At 33.6% G+C, this 17,406-nt stretch carries 16 protein-coding genes; 4 read left to right on the top strand and 12 right to left on the bottom strand.

The annotated features are described in order from the left end of the window. Window positions 1-73: 73 nt before the first annotated feature. Window positions 74-727: a metal-dependent transcriptional regulator gene (locus REB14_RS00455; protein WP_034697829.1), complete on the bottom strand. Its 654-nt coding sequence runs from the start codon at window positions 725-727 to the stop codon at window positions 74-76. A gap of 85 nt (window positions 728-812) precedes the next feature. Between REB14_RS00455 and REB14_RS00450 the strand changes: the two genes are divergently transcribed. Then, complete coding sequence (locus tag REB14_RS00450) at window positions 813-1,841, top strand: threonine aldolase family protein (RefSeq protein WP_079241798.1); 1,029 nt, start codon at window positions 813-815, stop codon at window positions 1,839-1,841. 73 nt (window positions 1,842-1,914) lie between these two features. On the opposite strand, the gene REB14_RS00445 is transcribed toward REB14_RS00450, so the two are convergent. Continuing rightward, window positions 1,915-2,418 (bottom strand): hypothetical protein, encoded by a 504-nt coding sequence (locus REB14_RS00445; protein ID WP_309521218.1) that lies wholly within the window; start codon window positions 2,416-2,418, stop codon window positions 1,915-1,917. Window positions 2,419-2,882: 464 nt separating this feature from the next. Between REB14_RS00445 and REB14_RS00440 the strand changes: the two genes are divergently transcribed. Beyond that, a complete protein-coding gene (locus tag REB14_RS00440; protein ID WP_309521217.1) occupies window positions 2,883-3,845 on the top strand; it encodes a hypothetical protein in 963 nt (320 codons plus the stop codon). A 10-nt stretch (window positions 3,846-3,855) separates the two neighbouring features. On the opposite strand, the gene REB14_RS00435 is transcribed toward REB14_RS00440, so the two are convergent. The 8 genes from REB14_RS00435 to REB14_RS00400 all read right to left on the bottom strand — a co-directional run bounded on the left by REB14_RS00435 (window position 3,856) and on the right by REB14_RS00400 (window position 13,133). After that, window positions 3,856-4,410 (bottom strand): DUF4256 domain-containing protein, encoded by a 555-nt coding sequence (locus REB14_RS00435; protein WP_079241796.1) that lies wholly within the window; start codon window positions 4,408-4,410, stop codon window positions 3,856-3,858. A gap of 133 nt (window positions 4,411-4,543) precedes the next feature. Then, on the bottom strand, window positions 4,544-4,942 hold the full coding sequence (locus tag REB14_RS00430; RefSeq protein WP_079241795.1) for a DoxX family protein: 399 nt from the start codon (window positions 4,940-4,942) through the stop codon (window positions 4,544-4,546). Window positions 4,943-4,959: 17 nt separating this feature from the next. Beyond that, complete coding sequence (locus tag REB14_RS00425) at window positions 4,960-5,538, bottom strand: YdeI/OmpD-associated family protein (RefSeq protein ID WP_309521216.1); 579 nt, start codon at window positions 5,536-5,538, stop codon at window positions 4,960-4,962. Between the two features lie 217 nt (window positions 5,539-5,755). Then, window positions 5,756-6,220 (bottom strand): SRPBCC domain-containing protein, encoded by a 465-nt coding sequence (locus REB14_RS00420; RefSeq protein ID WP_079241793.1) that lies wholly within the window; start codon window positions 6,218-6,220, stop codon window positions 5,756-5,758. A 191-nt stretch (window positions 6,221-6,411) separates the two neighbouring features. Beyond that, on the bottom strand, window positions 6,412-6,738 hold the full coding sequence (locus REB14_RS00415) for an ArsR/SmtB family transcription factor (protein WP_309521215.1): 327 nt from the start codon (window positions 6,736-6,738) through the stop codon (window positions 6,412-6,414). Between the two features lie 152 nt (window positions 6,739-6,890). Beyond that, window positions 6,891-9,005, bottom strand: coding sequence for a carboxy terminal-processing peptidase (locus REB14_RS00410; RefSeq protein ID WP_309521214.1), 2,115 nt, complete (start codon window positions 9,003-9,005; stop codon window positions 6,891-6,893). 378 nt (window positions 9,006-9,383) lie between these two features. After that, window positions 9,384-12,677, bottom strand: a complete 3,294-nt coding sequence (locus tag REB14_RS00405) for a hypothetical protein (RefSeq protein ID WP_309521213.1) — start codon at window positions 12,675-12,677, stop codon at window positions 9,384-9,386. A 45-nt stretch (window positions 12,678-12,722) separates the two neighbouring features. Next, window positions 12,723-13,133, bottom strand: a complete 411-nt coding sequence (locus REB14_RS00400) for a helix-turn-helix transcriptional regulator (RefSeq protein WP_309521212.1) — start codon at window positions 13,131-13,133, stop codon at window positions 12,723-12,725. A gap of 150 nt (window positions 13,134-13,283) precedes the next feature. On the opposite strand from REB14_RS00400, the gene REB14_RS00395 reads away from it, so the two are divergent. After that, window positions 13,284-13,523 (top strand): SymE family type I addiction module toxin, encoded by a 240-nt coding sequence (locus REB14_RS00395; protein ID WP_034697863.1) that lies wholly within the window; start codon window positions 13,284-13,286, stop codon window positions 13,521-13,523. Window positions 13,524-14,224: 701 nt separating this feature from the next. On the opposite strand, the gene REB14_RS00390 is transcribed toward REB14_RS00395, so the two are convergent. Next, window positions 14,225-14,989, bottom strand: coding sequence for a class I SAM-dependent methyltransferase (locus REB14_RS00390; RefSeq protein WP_309521211.1), 765 nt, complete (start codon window positions 14,987-14,989; stop codon window positions 14,225-14,227). 651 nt (window positions 14,990-15,640) lie between these two features. Between REB14_RS00390 and REB14_RS00385 the strand changes: the two genes are divergently transcribed. Beyond that, the gene (locus REB14_RS00385; RefSeq protein ID WP_309521210.1) at window positions 15,641-16,423 is read left to right on the top strand and encodes a YdcF family protein; all 783 of its coding nucleotides are present in this window, start codon (window positions 15,641-15,643) and stop codon (window positions 16,421-16,423) included. Between the two features lie 99 nt (window positions 16,424-16,522). Here REB14_RS00385 and REB14_RS00380 read toward each other — a convergent pair whose 3' ends face one another. After that, window positions 16,523-17,398 (bottom strand): YDG/SRA domain-containing protein, encoded by an 876-nt coding sequence (locus REB14_RS00380; protein WP_309521209.1) that lies wholly within the window; start codon window positions 17,396-17,398, stop codon window positions 16,523-16,525. Window positions 17,399-17,406: the final 8 nt, after the last annotated feature.

The raw sequence follows: 17,406 nt of genomic DNA, 5'->3' as shown, positions 1-17,406 counted from the left end.
GATGCTTTTTGTAAAATAACAAACCTCACAGGTTATAAAAACGTGTGAGGTTTATTTTCTCAGTTTTAATGACTTATTTCTTAACCAGTATTTTCTCAGTCGCTTTTTTGCTTAAGATTTCTGTTTTGCCCTCAATTTCTATCGTCATTGATTTATCAAAACTTTCTATTTTTACAATTTTCACTTTTGTATTGAGAAGTAATTTTCTGTCGTTCAGATACGTCAGGAAAGCATCATCGGAAAGGGTAACAGAGGCGAAAGTTACATTTTCTCCCGGTTCACAACTGCTTAATTTCTGCAGATCCTGGGCGATAATATTACCGTCTTTATCAGGAATAGGTTCTCCATGAGGATCGAATTTAGGATGATCCAGAATTTCGTCCATTTTATCAAAAAAGATTTGAGAATGCACATGCTCAAGCTGTTCTGCAATCTCATGAACGTTTTCCCAGCCGAAATTCATTTTCTTAACCAGGAACATTTCGGTAAGCCGGTGTTTACGAACAACCAGGGCAGCTTCACGTCTCCCGCTTTCTGTCACGATTAAGGGTTTGTAGGTTTCATAAATGACCCACTTTTTTTCCGCAAATTTCTTCATCATGTTATTGACACTCGGCATTTTTACATTTAAAAATTTGCTGAGCTCATTAATCGTAACCTTTCCTTCATTGTCAACTAAATGAAACAAAGCTTTCAGGTAATTCTCTTCTGTTAGGGTTGTTTTCAAAATGTTAGATGATTTTCAGTACAAATCTAACAAAATAAAATGAAAAGTTGACTCTTGTTATTTTAACTTTTTTTACTTTTACTCTATGAAATTTTCATTCAAAAACGATTATTCTGAAGGCTGCCATCCTAATATTTTACAGGCACTTTCACAGTATAATCTTGTACAGCAGGCTGGCTATGGAGAAGATGAGTATTCATTAAAAGCGAAAGCATTAATTAAAGAAAAAATCAACAACCCGGATTCGGAAGTTTTTTTGGTTTCAGGAGGAACACAGGCTAACTTAATTGTTATTTCTGCCATTCTAAAACCTTATCAGTGTGTTATTTCTGCTGCTCCCGGGCATATACTGAATAATGAAACAGGAGCTATTGAAGCTACAGGCCATAAAATATTGGGTATTGAAACAGCAGATGGAAAAATAAAACCTTCAGATATTGTTCCAATTTTAGAGGGGCACAGTAATGTTCCGCATCAGGTGATGCCTAAACTGGTATATATCTCGAATTCTACAGAGTTGGGAACAATCTACCAGGCAAAAGAACTGGAAGAACTCTCCGCATTTTGTAAGGAAAATAAATTATACCTATTTATGGATGGAGCAAGGCTGGGACATGGACTGACAGCAGAGATCAGTGATCTGACCCTTGAAAAAGTAGCTGCTCTTACTGATATTTTCTATCTTGGAGGAACTAAAAACGGAGCTTTGATAGGAGAGGCAATTGTAATAAATAATCCTGTGCTGCAGGAAGATTTTGCTTTTAATATCAAACAAAAAGGAGCGTTACTGGCAAAAGGTAGACTGTTGGGAATTCAGTTTATGGAACTCATGAAAGACAATCTGTATTTTGATCTGGCAAGACATGCCAATCAGCAGGCGATGAAAATTAAAAAGGCTTTGCAGGAAAAAGGAACAGCTTTTCTTTCAGATACCTATACCAACCAGATTTTTCCTATTTTAAATAATGATCTTATTGAGGTATTATCAGAGAATTTTGAATTTTATGTCTGGAAAAAAGTAGATGAAAATTTTTCAGCCATTCGTCTTATTACTTCATGGAGCACAGGAGATGAAGCTGTAAACCGTTTTATTGAAATTATTGAACAGAATTAATATAAAATGAAAAGGCTGTCTCGAAAGTGCAATAGAGAACTTTTGAGACAGCCTTTTTTTATTTTATAACAGATTATTTTTTCAAAGCTTCACTTACGACCTTACAATCTGCAGGGCTTAGCTTCTGTCCGTCTTTATAGCTTATCTTTTTCTCATCAGCATATTTAGACTGTCCGTCTTCTTCTTTATGATCACCAATACCTTCCGTCAAAACATTATCCTTTTGAAGGAAGTAGATATCTCTTTTGCTCTTTTTTCCTTCAGAGCTGAATTCATAAGTTAGTTTCAGGGTATCTCCGGATTTGAAACCCGTTACATCTCCTTTTGAGCTGTCTTTTTCACTGTTTTTATAAGATAATTTTCCGGTGATTGTTCCTAAATTGTCATCAATAGAAGCAAAAACACTGTCTTTTCCTGTAGCGCCAATATAACAGAACGATTTTGGCCCAAGAGTATCTATTACAGGTTCTTCCACAGCAATGGTATCTGCTTCCACTTTGGGAGCCGGTGCTTCAGTTTTCTTATTACAATTGATTAAAAAAGCTGATACAGCGCCCAATAAGATTAATTTTTTCATATCCTTAATTGTTAAAAATCAAATTTCTATTCTGCTAAAATAATAATAGTATTTGTATATTAAAAATAGGATATGAAGAGATAATGATTTTATGATGAAAATTAATATTTCAGAAAATGAATTTTAAGGAAAATATTAATTGAAAAATACATTGAAATTATCAATACTTACGGCATGAATTAACAGGTCGCTCCTCCGGAGCTTTATTATTACGGAGACTTCATTTTTTCTATTAACAGTAGATTCCGATGGGATCAAATTCAGTTCCAATAGGAGCTAACTGTTAATAGTACGTATTCGCTTTAAAATTATAGCTCCAGAGGAGCGATCTGTTAATTATACTTTAATCTAATTGGACAACAATGTTTAAAAATATTGCTCATAATGAAATACTATTTTAATGCTCTTTAAAATGTCTAATGTTTTTAGGCACGAAAAATGATCTACTTTTTAAAATTGATTTAATGAAAAAGATCGCTAAAGTACTAGGCTTGGGATTATGTATGTTGGGTTTATACTTTGTACAAGGACAGGCTCCTCAGAATTATATTTATACGTCCTCGGGAGATCTGCATGGAATTGAAAAGATGATTACCCGCAAAGATATTGGCGGAGTACAGATTGTTTACAACTGGAAGGCTTTGGAAACTTCAAAAGATGTGTATGATTTTTCTGTTATTGAGAAAGATCTGAATTATCTGACGAGCCTCAACAAAAAACTATTTATCCAGCTTCAGGACAGGTTTTTTGAACCACAGGCAAAATATATCCCTGACTATATGTTGAAAGATAAAGAATATACAGGAGGACTGGTTCCTCAGTATGATAATCCGGGTGAAAATAAACCTGTTGGAAACGGCTGGGCTACCCAGCAATGGAATCCAGCAGTCCGAATGAGATTTCAGAAACTGATAGGAGAGCTGGCAAAGCGATTTGACGGAAAAATTCAGGGGATTAATCTTCCGGAAACAGCGATCGATATTGATATGAAAAAGGATAAAACAGGTTTTAGCTGCGACCGTTATTTTCAGGCCGAATTGGAAAATTTACAATTTGCAAGAACTGCTTTCCACCATTCTTACGTTTTGCAATATGTCAATTTCTTTCCGTGTGAATGGGGAAATGATCACCAGTATATGTCCAGGCTGTTCGAGTTTGCTTATAAAAATAATATCGGATTGGGTGGACCCGATATTGTTCCGGATAAAAAAGCACAAATGAAAAATTCTTATCCTTTTTTTAATCAATACAAAGGAAAGCTTTCTTTGGTAGCCATGGCCGTTCAGGAGCCGACGTTGACCTATAAAAATCCGAAAACGAAGAAACCTTTTACCAAAGAAGAATTTACAGAATATGCCGAAAACTATCTTGGCGTTAACATTATTTTCTGGAGTGTGGAATCTCCCTGGTTGAGAGATCCCAATTAACAATTCTCCCTTATATTTTTAATAATCCTCTAAAGCCTCTTGCTGCATAATAAGAATCTGCACCATTGTGATAGGTGAATACAGTGTTGTATCGTCTGTCACAGAAAAGAGCGCCTCCAAGCTCTCGTATTGGAGAGGGTGTCTTGATCCAGCTTGAAGTTTTTTGATCAAACTTTCCTAATTCCTGAAGATGGCGGTATTGTTCTTCTGTCAAAAGTTCAATACCCATTTCGGAAGCGGTATCAATGACATTGCTTTCCGGTTTGTTGGCTTTTCTGGCATCCCAGGCATGATAATCATAGCATAAACTTCTGCGTTTTGGGCTTTCCGGAGAGCAGTCCACAAAGGAATATTCATCCGTTTTTTTATTGTAATCTACCACGTCGGGTTCACCTTCTGTGGCTTCCATTTCGTGTAAAGACCGGATTTTTTCGGGGTGGGATTCCAGTTTTTGCTGGATTTTTTCCCATTTCATGTCTTTATGACGGGACATATTTTTTTCGAAACGGGTTTTTAATGTTTTTAAAAGTTCGTTGATTTGTTCCTGGGTTAGTTTATTTTTCATGTCAAATTTTTTTATAATTTATTGTGTTGTGCTGTTTGAAATCGCAAAGGCGCAACTTTCTTAGTGAGAATATTTCTTAAGACGCAAAGATTTTATCTTCGATAAAATTTCTGACTGTTATTCTTTAAAACTATTAATCAATAATAGTGATTTTTCTGTCTGCAGGTCTGAAATACCATGAAATAAGAACCAACACCAATAATAATACGGCCGGAAAAGTTCTGCCAACTGTATCACCCACGATAAGATGAGAGATTACAGCTCCTGACATGACAAAGAAAAATCCTGCATAAGCCCATTCTTTTAAAAGCAGACGCTTAGGAATTAAGATGGCAATAACGCCCAGAATTTTCCAGACTCCGATGATGGTCATCAGATAAGAAGGGTAGCCGAGATTGGTAAAATTGGCCAGTTCATCTTTGTTTTTCATTAGTTGGACGATGGCTGTTGAAACCATTCCCAAAGCCATCCAAAGGGTGAATATCCAATAGATGATTTTTGTTCTTTTTTGTGATGGTTGTGGTGTGTTCATGATTGTTTTTTATATAATTAGTCGTTTAATCCTATTCCGTCCATGATTTGTGGTATGCATTTTTCAATGCGTGCTTCACGGGTTTTTGATTGTTTTGCAGAAGAAAAGTGGAGTAGATAGGCTCTTTGTCTTCCGGGAGTTAATGCTTTAAAAGCCTCCTGTAATGCAGGATTTTGATCCAGCTTCTCTTGAAACTCTTCAGCCATTTCAAACTCTTTTGTTTTCTTCATTTCCACTTTTGCACCTGATTCTTCTACTTCAACAGCTTGAAACATATAAGCCCGAAGAATTTCCTCCAAATCATTAATTTGCGCTACCTCAGTAAAACGAATCTGCCTTGCAGCCTGTACATTTTTAGACTGCTGAATCAGGATATTGTCAGGATCTTTCATCAAAGCTCCCTTAAAGAAGAGAAGTGCACAGTATTCTTTAAAACCGTGGATAAGGAAAATATTTTTCCCTTCATAGGTATAGCAGGGACAGCCCCATTTTAGATCTTCTACAAGCTCAGTACGAAGGGCAATAGCTCTTAACTTTTCAAATTCTTCCTGCCACTGTCCGGCATTTTCGAAGAAAAAATTAACTTTTGGATTCATTGTGTGGTTTGTTTGGGGGTTTGGGAGTATTAGAGTGAGAGAGTTTGGGGTTTCGGGATGTGAGATTCGGGTTATTCAGGTTAGAGTGTTTGAGAGTATTGATTGGGAGAGTTTCGGGTTTCGGGATGCAAGTTATTCAGGGTAGTATATAAACCTCGCACCTCGAAACTCGTATCGTCTATCATCTCTTCGTCTATTATCTTTTATCTATAATCTGCTACCTTCCACCTAACAATTCCTGCAAACGATTATGCGCCATATTAATACCTTGTGCGAATGGCATTTTCAGATGCTGATCTCTGAAGTCTACAGATTTATAAATGGTTTGGATGGTAATCTTGCTGGTGGTATCCGTTAATTTTTCAAATGTTAAAAACTCGATCTGAGCCGGAAAAGGAGTATTTTCCATCTGGAAAGTTCTTATAATTTTTTCATTCTGAACAATATCATGAATAGTTCCATTGGCACTGAAAACTACATCTCCCTGAGGGTTTGAGGTTTCGAAGCGGTAACTTCCATGTTGTTTGTTTTCGAAGTGGGTTACTTTCGTTCCCATCCATTGTTCGAACAGTTCAGCTTCTGTATACGCTTTAAAAAGAAGTTCTACAGGAAGATCAAATTCTCTGATGATGAAGATTTCCTGCTGGCCGTCTTCTGCCTGGATTTTTGTTTTAAGTTCCATATTTTGAGTTTGGTGTTTAAGTTTGAGGGTTTGAGGGTTTGAGAGTGTTAGAGTTTGATACGTTTTCAGGGTTTTGTGTTTGCGAGGTTCGAGGTAAGAAATTCGAGGTATTGTAGATTTTTAAATTGCAATTCATTTATCCAATTTATCTTGGAACTTTGCACCCCGAAACACGTATCTCGCACCTGGCATCACGCTTCTCTATTCTGATACGCTTTCATCACATCCTCCAGTTTGTTGAACTTTTCATCCCACATCTTGCGGAAAGGTTCTATAAAATCGGCTATTTCTTTCATTTTATTGGGATTTAGGTGATAGATAATTTCTCTGCCGTTTTGTTCAGATCGCAGCAGTTCACATTCTGTAAGGATCTGGAGATGTTTTGAAACAGTGGGTCTTGCCGTATCAAAATTGGAGGCAATGGCTCCTGCTGTCATCGACTGTGTCGCCACCAACATCAATATAGATCGTCTCGTAGGATCTGCTATCGCCTGAAATACATCTCTTCTTAAATTCATCGTGTAGTTATTTGACTACAAATATATGTGTAGTTATTTAGCTACGCAAATATTTTGTAATAAATTTTTGATTTTAATGAAAAAAAGCTCAAAAATGTAAGGAAATACATTGTTGAGCTTTGAATTTTTACATTTCGAATAAGGAAGTATGCTTAAGATCTTATTTCCCAATCTTCAACTATATTGATAGCTTCTTTCAGATACAGATCTTTTTGAAGATTTTTCACCCATACTTCAGATTTGTTTTTGAATGCTGCATCGCTTTTCTCTCTTTCAATATCCTTGGGATACATAGTGAAAGTAAGACCGCTTTCTAATGTTTTTAAAACTTTGAATTTGTCATCCTGAGTTTTTCTCTGCTTCATCAGGCCGCTGTATTTCTGAATGCTCAAAGGCACTGTTTTTTCTTTACCCAGATTTTCTTTCCATTGGGCGTACTCAAGTAACAGCTTATAATTATCATTTTTAGCAATTCGCTCTGCACTTACTTTCTGCAAAGCCTGAATATTGAGGAAGTTTTGCTTGTTGAAGCTCGTTCCCGGTATTTTATCCCACGCTAATGCATAATCATCATATTTTTCCCCGATATCTGCATAAGAAAAGATATCTTTCATCTGGATATCTGAGCTTACGCCTTTTCTCTGGGTAGACTCTCCGGTGATTCTATAATATTTCTGAATAGTTAGTTTTACCGAACCGAAATCTTCTTCAGTATTTAAAAACCTGTTCAAATCTACAAATACCTGCACAGTTCCTTTTCCATAGGATACAGGAGATCCCACGATAACCGCTCTTCCGTAATCCTGCATTACGCCAGCTAAAATTTCTGCTGCAGAAGCGGATAATTCATTTTGTAAAATCACAAGCGGACCGTTCCAGATTGGCGCTTCATTTTTATTTTTTAACGTGGTAATTTTTCCATTTCCATCCTTCACCTGAACATACGGGCCTGCATCCATGAAAAGTCCCATAATATCACCAACTTCCGTTAAAGAACCTCCGGAATTACCTCTAAGATCCAGAACAATTCCCTGGATATTTTGTTCTTTAAGTTTGATGATTTCTTTTTTAATATCATCAGAAGCATTTCTTCCGTCCTTATCTTCAAAATCAGCATTGAACTTGGGTAAATTGATCAATCCGTATTTTTTATCGGACGCATTTACGATAATACTTTTAGCAAAAGTATCTTCAATCGATATTTCTTCACGGTTCATGGTTACGTCCTGAATCGTTCCATCTTTTTTCTGTACCGTTAAAGTAATTGGAGTTCCTTTTTCCCCTCTGATTAATTTGATGGCTTCACTGGAAAGCATATCCACAACATTTACAGGATCAGTATCGGGGGTAGATTTTATTTTTAAGATTTTATCACCTTCTGTCAGCTGCTTGGTCTTCCATGCCGGAGCCCCAATGGATAATGTACCGATATAAAGGTTTCCTTTCTTTTCCTGGATGACTGCACCTATCCCGATGATCTTTCCTTTGAAGTCCATATCAAAATCTTTCTTTCCCTGTGGCGAATAATAATTGGTATGCGGATCAAAAATATGAGTATAAGCATTCATATAGACCGTAAACCAATCCATTTTTTGTCTTTTCCTGAATCTGATAAATTTTTCTTCCAGAAGATCTTTCACATTTTCTGTCGCTTTTTTTACCTTTTCATCCTGGCTCAGTACTTCGGGCTTGCTGTTGTTATCTTTATTGGTAGAATCATCCTTCTTTTTTTCTTCGCTTTTCCTGTTCAGGGATTCTATTTCCTGCAGAATATTGTATTTCACATATTTCCTCCATTCATTATATTGCTGCTGCTTGTTGGCAGGTGCATTTTTCAGTTTGGGTTCCAATGTTAATGTTTCATCCTCCTGGAGATTGATGGGCTTGCTGAAGATATCCTTCGTCATTTTATCAATTTCATCAATCCTTTGGTACAATTTATCGACTGTCAGTTTATAAAAAGTCAAATCTCCGGTGTTCAGATAATCATCCAGTTTGGTTTCATATTTACGAAACTCATCCATATCAGATTGCAGGAAATAGGTTTTTGTAGGATCTATTGATTCAAAATATTGCTTATACACTTCTTTTGAATACGCATCATTAATAGGTTTGGGGCTGTAATGCAGATAAGATAAAATATTCTTTGTATTGACCATAATGATCTGCATCTTTTCTTCTTCATTGAGGGGAGGACGGAAACCGAACACGAAAAATGTAAGCGGAAGAAGAAGTAATAAACGAACGGTTCTAAAATTTTTCAACATATCTCTGATTGTGCTTTTAATTGAAAACTATCCTTGTTTTATTGTCATTAATTGATCTTTTTTCAATGTAATGATTGAAAATAGCAGTAAACAAGAGTTTTCAATGTGCTTTTATAAAATCATGTGAATGTATGAAAAATATTGATAATAAGGAGTTGGGAAGGAGGATTTTAAGATAAGTTTAAGGATTGATAGCTTGTCTGTCTTCAATAAGTATATTTTTTTATAGAATCTAATATAGTCTGAAATACACCTCTTCTTATGTTTATTGTTTGGTTATTCGCTTACACAAGTTTTTTATTATATATTAGTTTTGATGTCCAATAAAGAGGTGGAATAATTAATTAAATATAGAATTGTGGAAGCTTTTCAGAAGGATTAATTATTGAATTTATTGTATAAGTCTCGTAAAAAATTGAATCCTTTTTCCCCGTGCAAAATACAAATTTGGTCTGCTATTTCTTTAAAATCATCTTTATATAGAATTTGAACTATTTCTTGCAATTTTCCACGAGATATGTCATAAGTAACTTCAATCTTAAATAGTTCTAATAAAATTAATCCAACTTCTTTTGGTGAATTATATATATGGTTTGAAAGAGCTTCAATTACATAATATCTATCACTTTGAGTTACATACTTGATTGAATTAAGTAAAATTTCATATATCTTTCCATCTATTATATCTATACTGTTTAACCATTTGCAACTACCAGAAAGTATTTCTTTATCAATTTCTTTATTTTCAAGCTTAATCGCATGATTATAAATTTCTTTCCAAAATAGTTTTATTTTATTAACTACTTTACTTTCAAATGGAAAATTTGGACTCCAAAAAAAATAAATTAAATTAGAAATTATTTTTTTGCTTTTTGATTTGATTAAAATTTGTATGATTTCACCTTTTAAATTTATCCCCTCAAAGCTATATAAATAAGCAGTACAAATTTGTCTAACCATGTTATTTACTGATTGTTTTTCTAGTAAATCTAGTGATAATGCTTTTTGAAGATGATTCTCTAACGTAAATAATTTTAAATAATTTTTATTAGGTTGTCTATGATAATAAAAGTATCCATTCATAATGGCTAGCCAGTTAATTTCTGATACTATTGGAAATAACCTACATAAATCTTCATTCATCCAATTTTTATCTAAGTAATTTATATCAGGTAAAAACTGACCAATTATGTAAAAAAGTAATGGGTTATTCTCATCTTTTTGAATCTCGGTTGTTATAAATTCTTTGATTTGATTATCCCATCTCTCATTTTTTTTATTTTCAATACAAGCTAATCTTAATGAATACTGGAAAATTATCTTATAGACTTTTCCTTTTGTATTATTCAAAACGGTCATTGACAAATCTTGATAATCATATATGTCATTTGAATCTTTCGCTAAGATGATGAATAAAATGTTTTTTATTATAGGTAATGATTTTACCTCAAAAGCCTGATTACCATCACGAATGCCACCTTCAATAAATAATAAGAAATTTGAAACAAACCATTTGTTGTATTCCCCATTTGAGTTATAAGAATCCCAAAACGTTTCCTTTTCTAAGATTTTAAATACTGCATTTATAATTTCATTATATTTAAATTCTTTTTTATCATTTCTCCAACTTTCTTCAAGTCCTCTTATCCAAGCATATAAAATGGCTGGCGGAGCATCAATAAATTGATTACAATTGGTATTATATTTTTCAGGATTATAACGAACAATTAAAGTAAATTGATCAATTAAACCTTCAACTGAGGGACCAATGAAAGAATATTCTTTCTTATTGAAATTAGTATAATATGAAATAAGTTCATTAATACTAAGTTCTTGAAGCTCTTCATTTGTTAATGGGGAAATTGTTCCTATAAGAGTGGAGTGCCACGAGTCAAAACCGGGATGTTCTATTTCAATGTCACTTATTGCATTCATTTCTGCAATTAATTTATTTACATTTTCAGAATTGCTAGGTAAAAGTGAAGTTAACCATTCTTTTTTTTGATAAGCTATCGATTTAGCAATTATATCTTTATCTTCTTTAATATCTTCATTAATATAATAGTCTTTTGTATTTATCCAGTCAATGGTTTGTTTAATTTTTTCATTATCAAAATTGATTGAATGTTCAAGAAATAACTCATAGAGTTCATGTTTAAAAGACATGTTTAAAGGATTTTCTTCTAAACTCCATAATAACTCTTGTAATTCTGAGTATCTTATACGAATTATATGAATCGCCAATCGTTTGAATATTGAATGTTGTTCATTAAGCAATTCTTTTATAATTTTAGTTATATCTTTTGCTTCCAGATTTTCTAATATATCTCTTAAAAGACGGACTAGTTGGTAATCATATCGATCACAAGCAAATGATTGTTCATGATCTTCAATTGTCTGAATAGATATAATATTAAAAAGGGATTCATCCAAATTTATTACTTCCTTCATTCTTGCAAATGTAAGTTTCTGCAATTTCAATCCTAGCGTTAAAATTATTTTACACTTACATTCTGATAAAGTTCTTTCAAGTTCATAATTTGTAAAAATTGAATCAACTTTATAAAATGGACCATCATGAAATTTATACATTAATAATAAATCAATGCCCTTTAATAGTAAGGTATTATTCCCAATTGTAAATAGTCTATCAATAAATTTGTCGTAATTACTACCAATTAAACCATGCCATTTGCTTTTTAAAGCATTATAGATAAATAAAAAATGCCTTTCATTAAGATATTGTTCTGGTAAATGACATATTATTTTGAATACTGCATAGTCTGTATGATAATTTTCAATTCTTTGCCCGTTTTTATTTCTAAAATTAGAAATGTTATCAATTATTTTTATTATTGATTCATAAGTATCCTTTTCTGATGAATTGGGACTATTTTCTGTAATATTTTCTAAATAACTAAGAGCTGCCCAGTATGGAATAGAATAATGGTTAGGATTGTTTACTAATTCAATGGGTTCTGGATTTTTAGAGCCATCAAAGTAACCTTCTTTTTCTAAATGAACCAACCATTTATAGGATTTTAAATTGTTGAAAAAATAACTTATTATTGCGGGTGTATTGAGTAAATTTGGTAATGTTTTTAGAATTCTAGAGGAAGGTTCTTCGTGTCTTAATAATGAGTCGACTCTATCAGTTAATGCATAGTAATTACCAAGAAGTTTTGATAAGACATCTTCAAATTCATTCCATAAATTAATAATATCTTTCGGATTTCGAGGTTCATTGTATGCTCCGCTTCTATGTGCATATTTTGCTAACCATCTTACAGCTTTAATATATTGCATTGATAAAGGATGGTCAATACTGAAACCAAATGAAACTAATATTGAAGAGATATGACCTTTAGCTTCTTTAAATTCATTAAATGTGAGATCTCTTAAATAATCAAAATCTTTATAATATTCATTAAATTGCTGAAAAATCCTCTCGAGATCTTCTGACTGGAGATTCTTTTGAATATCCTTTTTAAGTTGTTCTTGTTCGAAAATATCTCTTAATCCTCCATCAATTTCTCTAAGTGTATGTGCTAATAAGTTTGATTTTGTACCTAAATTTGAATCTATTATTGCTAGACCATCAATATAGAATTGAGCTATTTCAGGGCCAATTGATTTTAAACCTTTATATATATTCAATTGTTTGTCGGTCATTTACATATACCTTTTAAATTTTATATCATTTATGAATTACTATAGTCATTTCTTCTCAATCAACCTCTCCAATTTCTCAATCATTTCCCTCTGCTGCTGAAGCATACGCTCATAAAGCTCAACCATCTTATCAAGAGGATTAAAAGTGGGTTGTACATTTATAGCATTTAAAGTTGATGTATCATTGCTTGTGAAGGTATTAGAAATAATATTCACCGCTTGTTCCTCATCAAAATTCTCAATCGCTTCTGCAGGAACTTTCAAGATTTGCGCTACCTGGGCCAGAATATCAGATTCTACGGTTTCTTTTTGTTCTAAAAGGGAGATTTTCTTCTGGTTCCAGTCGTCGCCCAGCTCAAAAGCCAGAGCTTCCTGTTTGATGCCCAGCATTTCGCGGAAACGCTTTATATTTCTACCTTGGTGTATTTTTTTATTTTGCATATCTGTGTAACTCATAATAACAAATATAAAGCTTTAGATCAAAAAAATAAAGCGCTGTTTTAAAATAAATACTATTCTAAAATATCCCTCTTTCAGAATAAAATATCCTTTCCTGAGATGGTTTATCCTTCTTATTATCCCTTCATTTGTAGAAAAATAACACCTATGAAAAGAAAAAGAAGAATGAACAGCAGCAAATATAATGAACTGAACAATCGTTACCTTACGGTTTTCCTCAAATCATTTTCAAGAGCGTATGGCAAAATAGTCTATTTCCCCGAAATAAGAATAGCAGGGAAGTGGGTACAGCAATGTGGTTTTAAGGCAGGAGATAAAATACTGGTTACGGTGAGCAGAAACCAGATTATTTTGGAAAGGGAAGTGGATTATGAAGGATCAGTATGATTTTTTTGATGGTCTCTCGCAGATTTTGGAGATTACGCAGATTTTTTTAGAGTTATAATCTGTGATATCTGCTTGATCTGCAGGAGATTTTATTACCATTGAATTTAACGCAAAGTTTTCAAGTGAAGGATTTTATATTTTAAGGTGGCGAAGGATGGGCAAGTGAACCTGCCTGATGAAGCGGATGATAGTTTCTCGTAGATTTTGATCTTTTTAGAGTTATAATCTGTGATATCTGCTTGATCTGCGGGAGATTTTACTATTATTGAATTAAACGCAAAGTTTTCAAATGAAGGATTTTATATTTTAAGGAAGCAAAGGATGGGCAAGTGAACTTGCCTGATGAAGCGGATGATAGTTTCTCGTAGATTTTGATCTTTTTAGAGTTATAATCTGTGATATCTGCTTGATCTGCAGGAGATTTTATTACCATTGAATTTAACGCAAAGTTTTCAAGTGAAGGATTTTATATTTTAAGGTGGCGAAGGATGGGCAAGTGAACCTGCCTGATGAAGCGGATGATAGTTTCTCGTAGATTTTGATCTTTTTAGAGTTATAATCTGTGATATCTGCTTGATCTGCAGGAGATTTTATTACCATTGAATTTAACGCAAAGTTTTCAAGTGAAGGATTTTATATTTTAAGGTGGCGAAGGATGGGCAAGTGAACTTGCCTGATGAAGAGATGTGAGTGGTTTTTCTTTATTGTTTTATAAAAACACCGATGTATTTTCCATTGTATTCTACCACAGTTGTTTCTATGTTTTTTTTAATACAAAAGTCCTGATAAGCAGAATTGTCACCAATATCGTCACTAATAAACACAGCACCAGGCTTCAATCTTTTATACATTTTTTGATAAGCCCACATTCTTCCGTGGTAACTTTTGTCAGAATCATAGTGGAAAACATCAAAAGAGGAAACTTTTTTAAAAATCTTCGGTAAGGATTCCCTATCTGCAAAACGGAATAGCTGCCAATATTTTGTAAGGCTTTCCGGAACAACATATCCAACATACTGATCACCATCCTGAGCAAGATAAGGCATATCTGAACTATAGAGTGTGCCATTTCTTTGTTGAAGGGAAAGCAGTATAGCCAAAGAAGACCATCCATAAGCCACACCTGTTTCCAGAACGTTTTGTGCTTTGGTAAATTCGCAGGCGTAATAAATAAGCTCCAGAGCGCCAGGTCCACCCATTGTAATAGGACATTCTTTTTCTTTAGAGTTGGCTTTTTCCAGGATATCAGCATAGGTAGATCTGAAATGATCAGTATTCATAGAGAAAAGTCTGGAAACTGCTTCTTTTTGGGAAACTGCAATGGAGGCAGCCCATGAATTTGTTTTTGCTTTTCCTTTGAATGGACTTCTTCTGCTTACCGTATTTTTAATGATTTTTCTGCCCAGTTCAGGATAAAGAGCAGGTCTTTTAAGATAAGCTACAAATGTTTTGAGAACTGTTGACATTTCATTGATTGTATTAAAGTTACAAGACAAATGTATCCTATTAAAAACCATATTACATTGATGCAATATTAATTTTGAGAGTAAATCTGTTTAAGATTTTTTAATAAATAGAGTCCGGTAATAGATCAGTGAAATATCTTATTTTGATATAAATATTAAGTTTTAAAGCATTGATTTGCTTTGTTTAAAAAAAACTAATGATGGGTAAGTGAACGTGCTATGAGAGTCGCTCGCAGATTTGGGTGATTAGGCAGATGTTTATACAATAACTTGCGGGATCTCTTTGATTCGCAAAAGATAGTATTCTTTGATTCTCATCTGTTTAAGGGAGAAATCATTTCTTTATATTGGAGGAAGAGTTTTTGCTTTTCTCTTTACAAAAATGTCTGTCCAAAAATATATGGAGTACGGTCATAAAAACGGCAATACTATTCTGCTTTTTCACTGGGGGTAGGTATTTTGTTTTTCATTAACACACTAAAAAGTGTGTTGTTTGCAAATGTATAAAATAATTGTATAAACAGAAAGAAAAATGAGACCAAATTATCAGGATAATTTTCAAGGGTTTATGGCTGCGGAAAGCTATACTCAGGAAATTGCCCTATCTTTGGGGTTTCTATGCTTTCTGGCATTAATCAATAGTATTCGAAAATGAAATTTTTATTAGACCTTTTATTCCGTGTTGTTCAGCTTTTTACAGAACCTTATTTTTTAGTATTTCTTGCAGTAGTTATCATTGCTCTCCTCAAAAGAAAAAACAAAAGCAAAAATCTGAGGATAGGAGTTGGCTTTTTTGCTGTTTTAATGGTCCTGTTTATAGGAAATGGTTTTCTGGGAAAACTGATTTCCAGATATCTGCAGAAAAATTACGTGAGTACGGTTGTGAGTAAAAATAGAGCTCCTCAAAATCCTGTTATTGTTGTATTGGGTGGTGGAGTTGTAGATTTTGAATATACAGAAAAGCTGCATACCATGTCTTATTCCAGAATGGTAATGGCTTATCAGCTGTATCATGAATACAAGGCCAATAATCTGACTTGTAAAATCCTGATTTCCGGAAAAGGAAGAGGGCACAAAAGTGAAGCAGAATTATTCAGTGAAAATTTTAAAAGAATGGGCGTATCAGATGCTGATATCATAAAAGAAGATAAAAGCATGAATACGTATGAAAATGCAAAATATTCCAGCAAGATCTTACAACAGATGGCTCCTTCTGATGTATACCTGGTTACTTCCGGGTTTCATATGAAAAGGTCTATGGCTTTGTTTCAGACATTTGGATTAAACCCAGTTCCACAAGCCTCAGATTTTATAGATACTGAAATTACTGTATTTCCTAACAGCTATAATGCGGCATTTACTTTTGTGATGCTAAAAGAAGTGTTGGGAATATGGCAGGTGCAGCTGTATAATAGTTTAGGATTGAATGGATAGTTATATGTTTTTGCTTATAAAGACTGGTGTTTAATAAGACATCTTATAAAAAATTAAATATAAAGGCCACTCAATAATTTTATTGAGTGGCCCATTTTTTTATTCCAAACCGTGGGTTTGACGGTGATATTTTAGATTTGAGAGATTCAATTTATGATGATTGTGAATTATTAAGTGACCTGATAAACATCCAATTAATTGCAAGTTATCATTAATCGAAAATACTCCTTTGTCAAACATAATATGATGATTAGGGCAAAGGCAAATAAGATTATCAGGATTATCATCTCCATTATGAGGTTTGCCCAATGGTTTAATATGGGCACCTTCCGCATAATGGCCTAATTTGGTAGGAATAGAAATCTGGCAAACTTGACATTTAAAATCATATAATTTTTTTATCTGCCATGCGACTTTTGTATCTCGTACAATTCTTAGAACAGTACTCTCTATAATTCTTTTGGCTCTTTCAGAATAGTCTAATTCAATTTGCTGTACTGTTTTTTTAGATTGATTATTACCTGAATATTCTAGACGAAATCTACAAATTTTGAAGCCACTTTTACCAATTTCTTCCCATGCATCTACAACGCTATATAACCCCGCATATAAATATCCTTCTTTAGGTGAGTGCTCAGACTTATGAGATGCTCCTCGAATAACTCTTACGGGTAATCCTTGGTCCATACTTATTCTTAGTCCTGCATTTCCTTTTTCCCAGACTTGATCTTTTATTTGCTTTCCAGTATTACTATCATTGCCGCCTGCTCCTGTATAGACAATTTCTTCTCCAAAATCTAAATCATCTTCATATCCACCAGAAAGAACAATAGCAGCAGTGCCTTCGTTTGAGTTTCCATCAATTCCTGCTGCCCAATTTCTATGAAAACTTGTAGGCATCATTTCTCTTCTATTCTTAAAATGATATCCTTCTTCAATACCTTCTATCTCACCAAATATGATAGGTTTACTCACGGTTATTT

The sequence above is a fragment of the Chryseobacterium metallicongregator genome, assembly GCF_031324065.1.
In the GTDB taxonomy this organism is placed as follows: Bacteria; Bacteroidota; Bacteroidia; order Flavobacteriales; family Weeksellaceae; genus Chryseobacterium; species Chryseobacterium metallicongregator.
This window is presented reverse-complemented; position numbering and strand designations above follow the sequence as displayed.

Coding starts and splice junctions, on each gene's coding strand:
- REB14_RS00450 (WP_079241798.1), top strand. CDS start 813: ATGAAATTTTCATTCAAAAACGATTATTCTGAAGGCTGCCATCCTAAT.
- REB14_RS00445 (WP_309521218.1), bottom strand. CDS start 2,418: ATGAAAAAATTAATCTTATTGGGCGCTGTATCAGCTTTTTTAATCAAT.
- REB14_RS00440 (WP_309521217.1), top strand. CDS start 2,883: ATGAAAAAGATCGCTAAAGTACTAGGCTTGGGATTATGTATGTTGGGT.
- REB14_RS00435 (WP_079241796.1), bottom strand. CDS start 4,410: ATGAAAAATAAACTAACCCAGGAACAAATCAACGAACTTTTAAAAACA.
- REB14_RS00430 (WP_079241795.1), bottom strand. CDS start 4,942: ATGAACACACCACAACCATCACAAAAAAGAACAAAAATCATCTATTGG.
- REB14_RS00425 (WP_309521216.1), bottom strand. CDS start 5,538: ATGAATCCAAAAGTTAATTTTTTCTTCGAAAATGCCGGACAGTGGCAG.
- REB14_RS00420 (WP_079241793.1), bottom strand. CDS start 6,220: ATGGAACTTAAAACAAAAATCCAGGCAGAAGACGGCCAGCAGGAAATC.
- REB14_RS00415 (WP_309521215.1), bottom strand. CDS start 6,738: ATGAATTTAAGAAGAGATGTATTTCAGGCGATAGCAGATCCTACGAGA.
- REB14_RS00410 (WP_309521214.1), bottom strand. CDS start 9,005: ATGTTGAAAAATTTTAGAACCGTTCGTTTATTACTTCTTCTTCCGCTT.
- REB14_RS00405 (WP_309521213.1), bottom strand. CDS start 12,677: ATGACCGACAAACAATTGAATATATATAAAGGTTTAAAATCAATTGGC.
- REB14_RS00400 (WP_309521212.1), bottom strand. CDS start 13,133: ATGAGTTACACAGATATGCAAAATAAAAAAATACACCAAGGTAGAAAT.
- REB14_RS00395 (WP_034697863.1), top strand. CDS start 13,284: ATGAAAAGAAAAAGAAGAATGAACAGCAGCAAATATAATGAACTGAAC.
- REB14_RS00390 (WP_309521211.1), bottom strand. CDS start 14,989: ATGTCAACAGTTCTCAAAACATTTGTAGCTTATCTTAAAAGACCTGCT.
- REB14_RS00385 (WP_309521210.1), top strand. CDS start 15,641: ATGAAATTTTTATTAGACCTTTTATTCCGTGTTGTTCAGCTTTTTACA.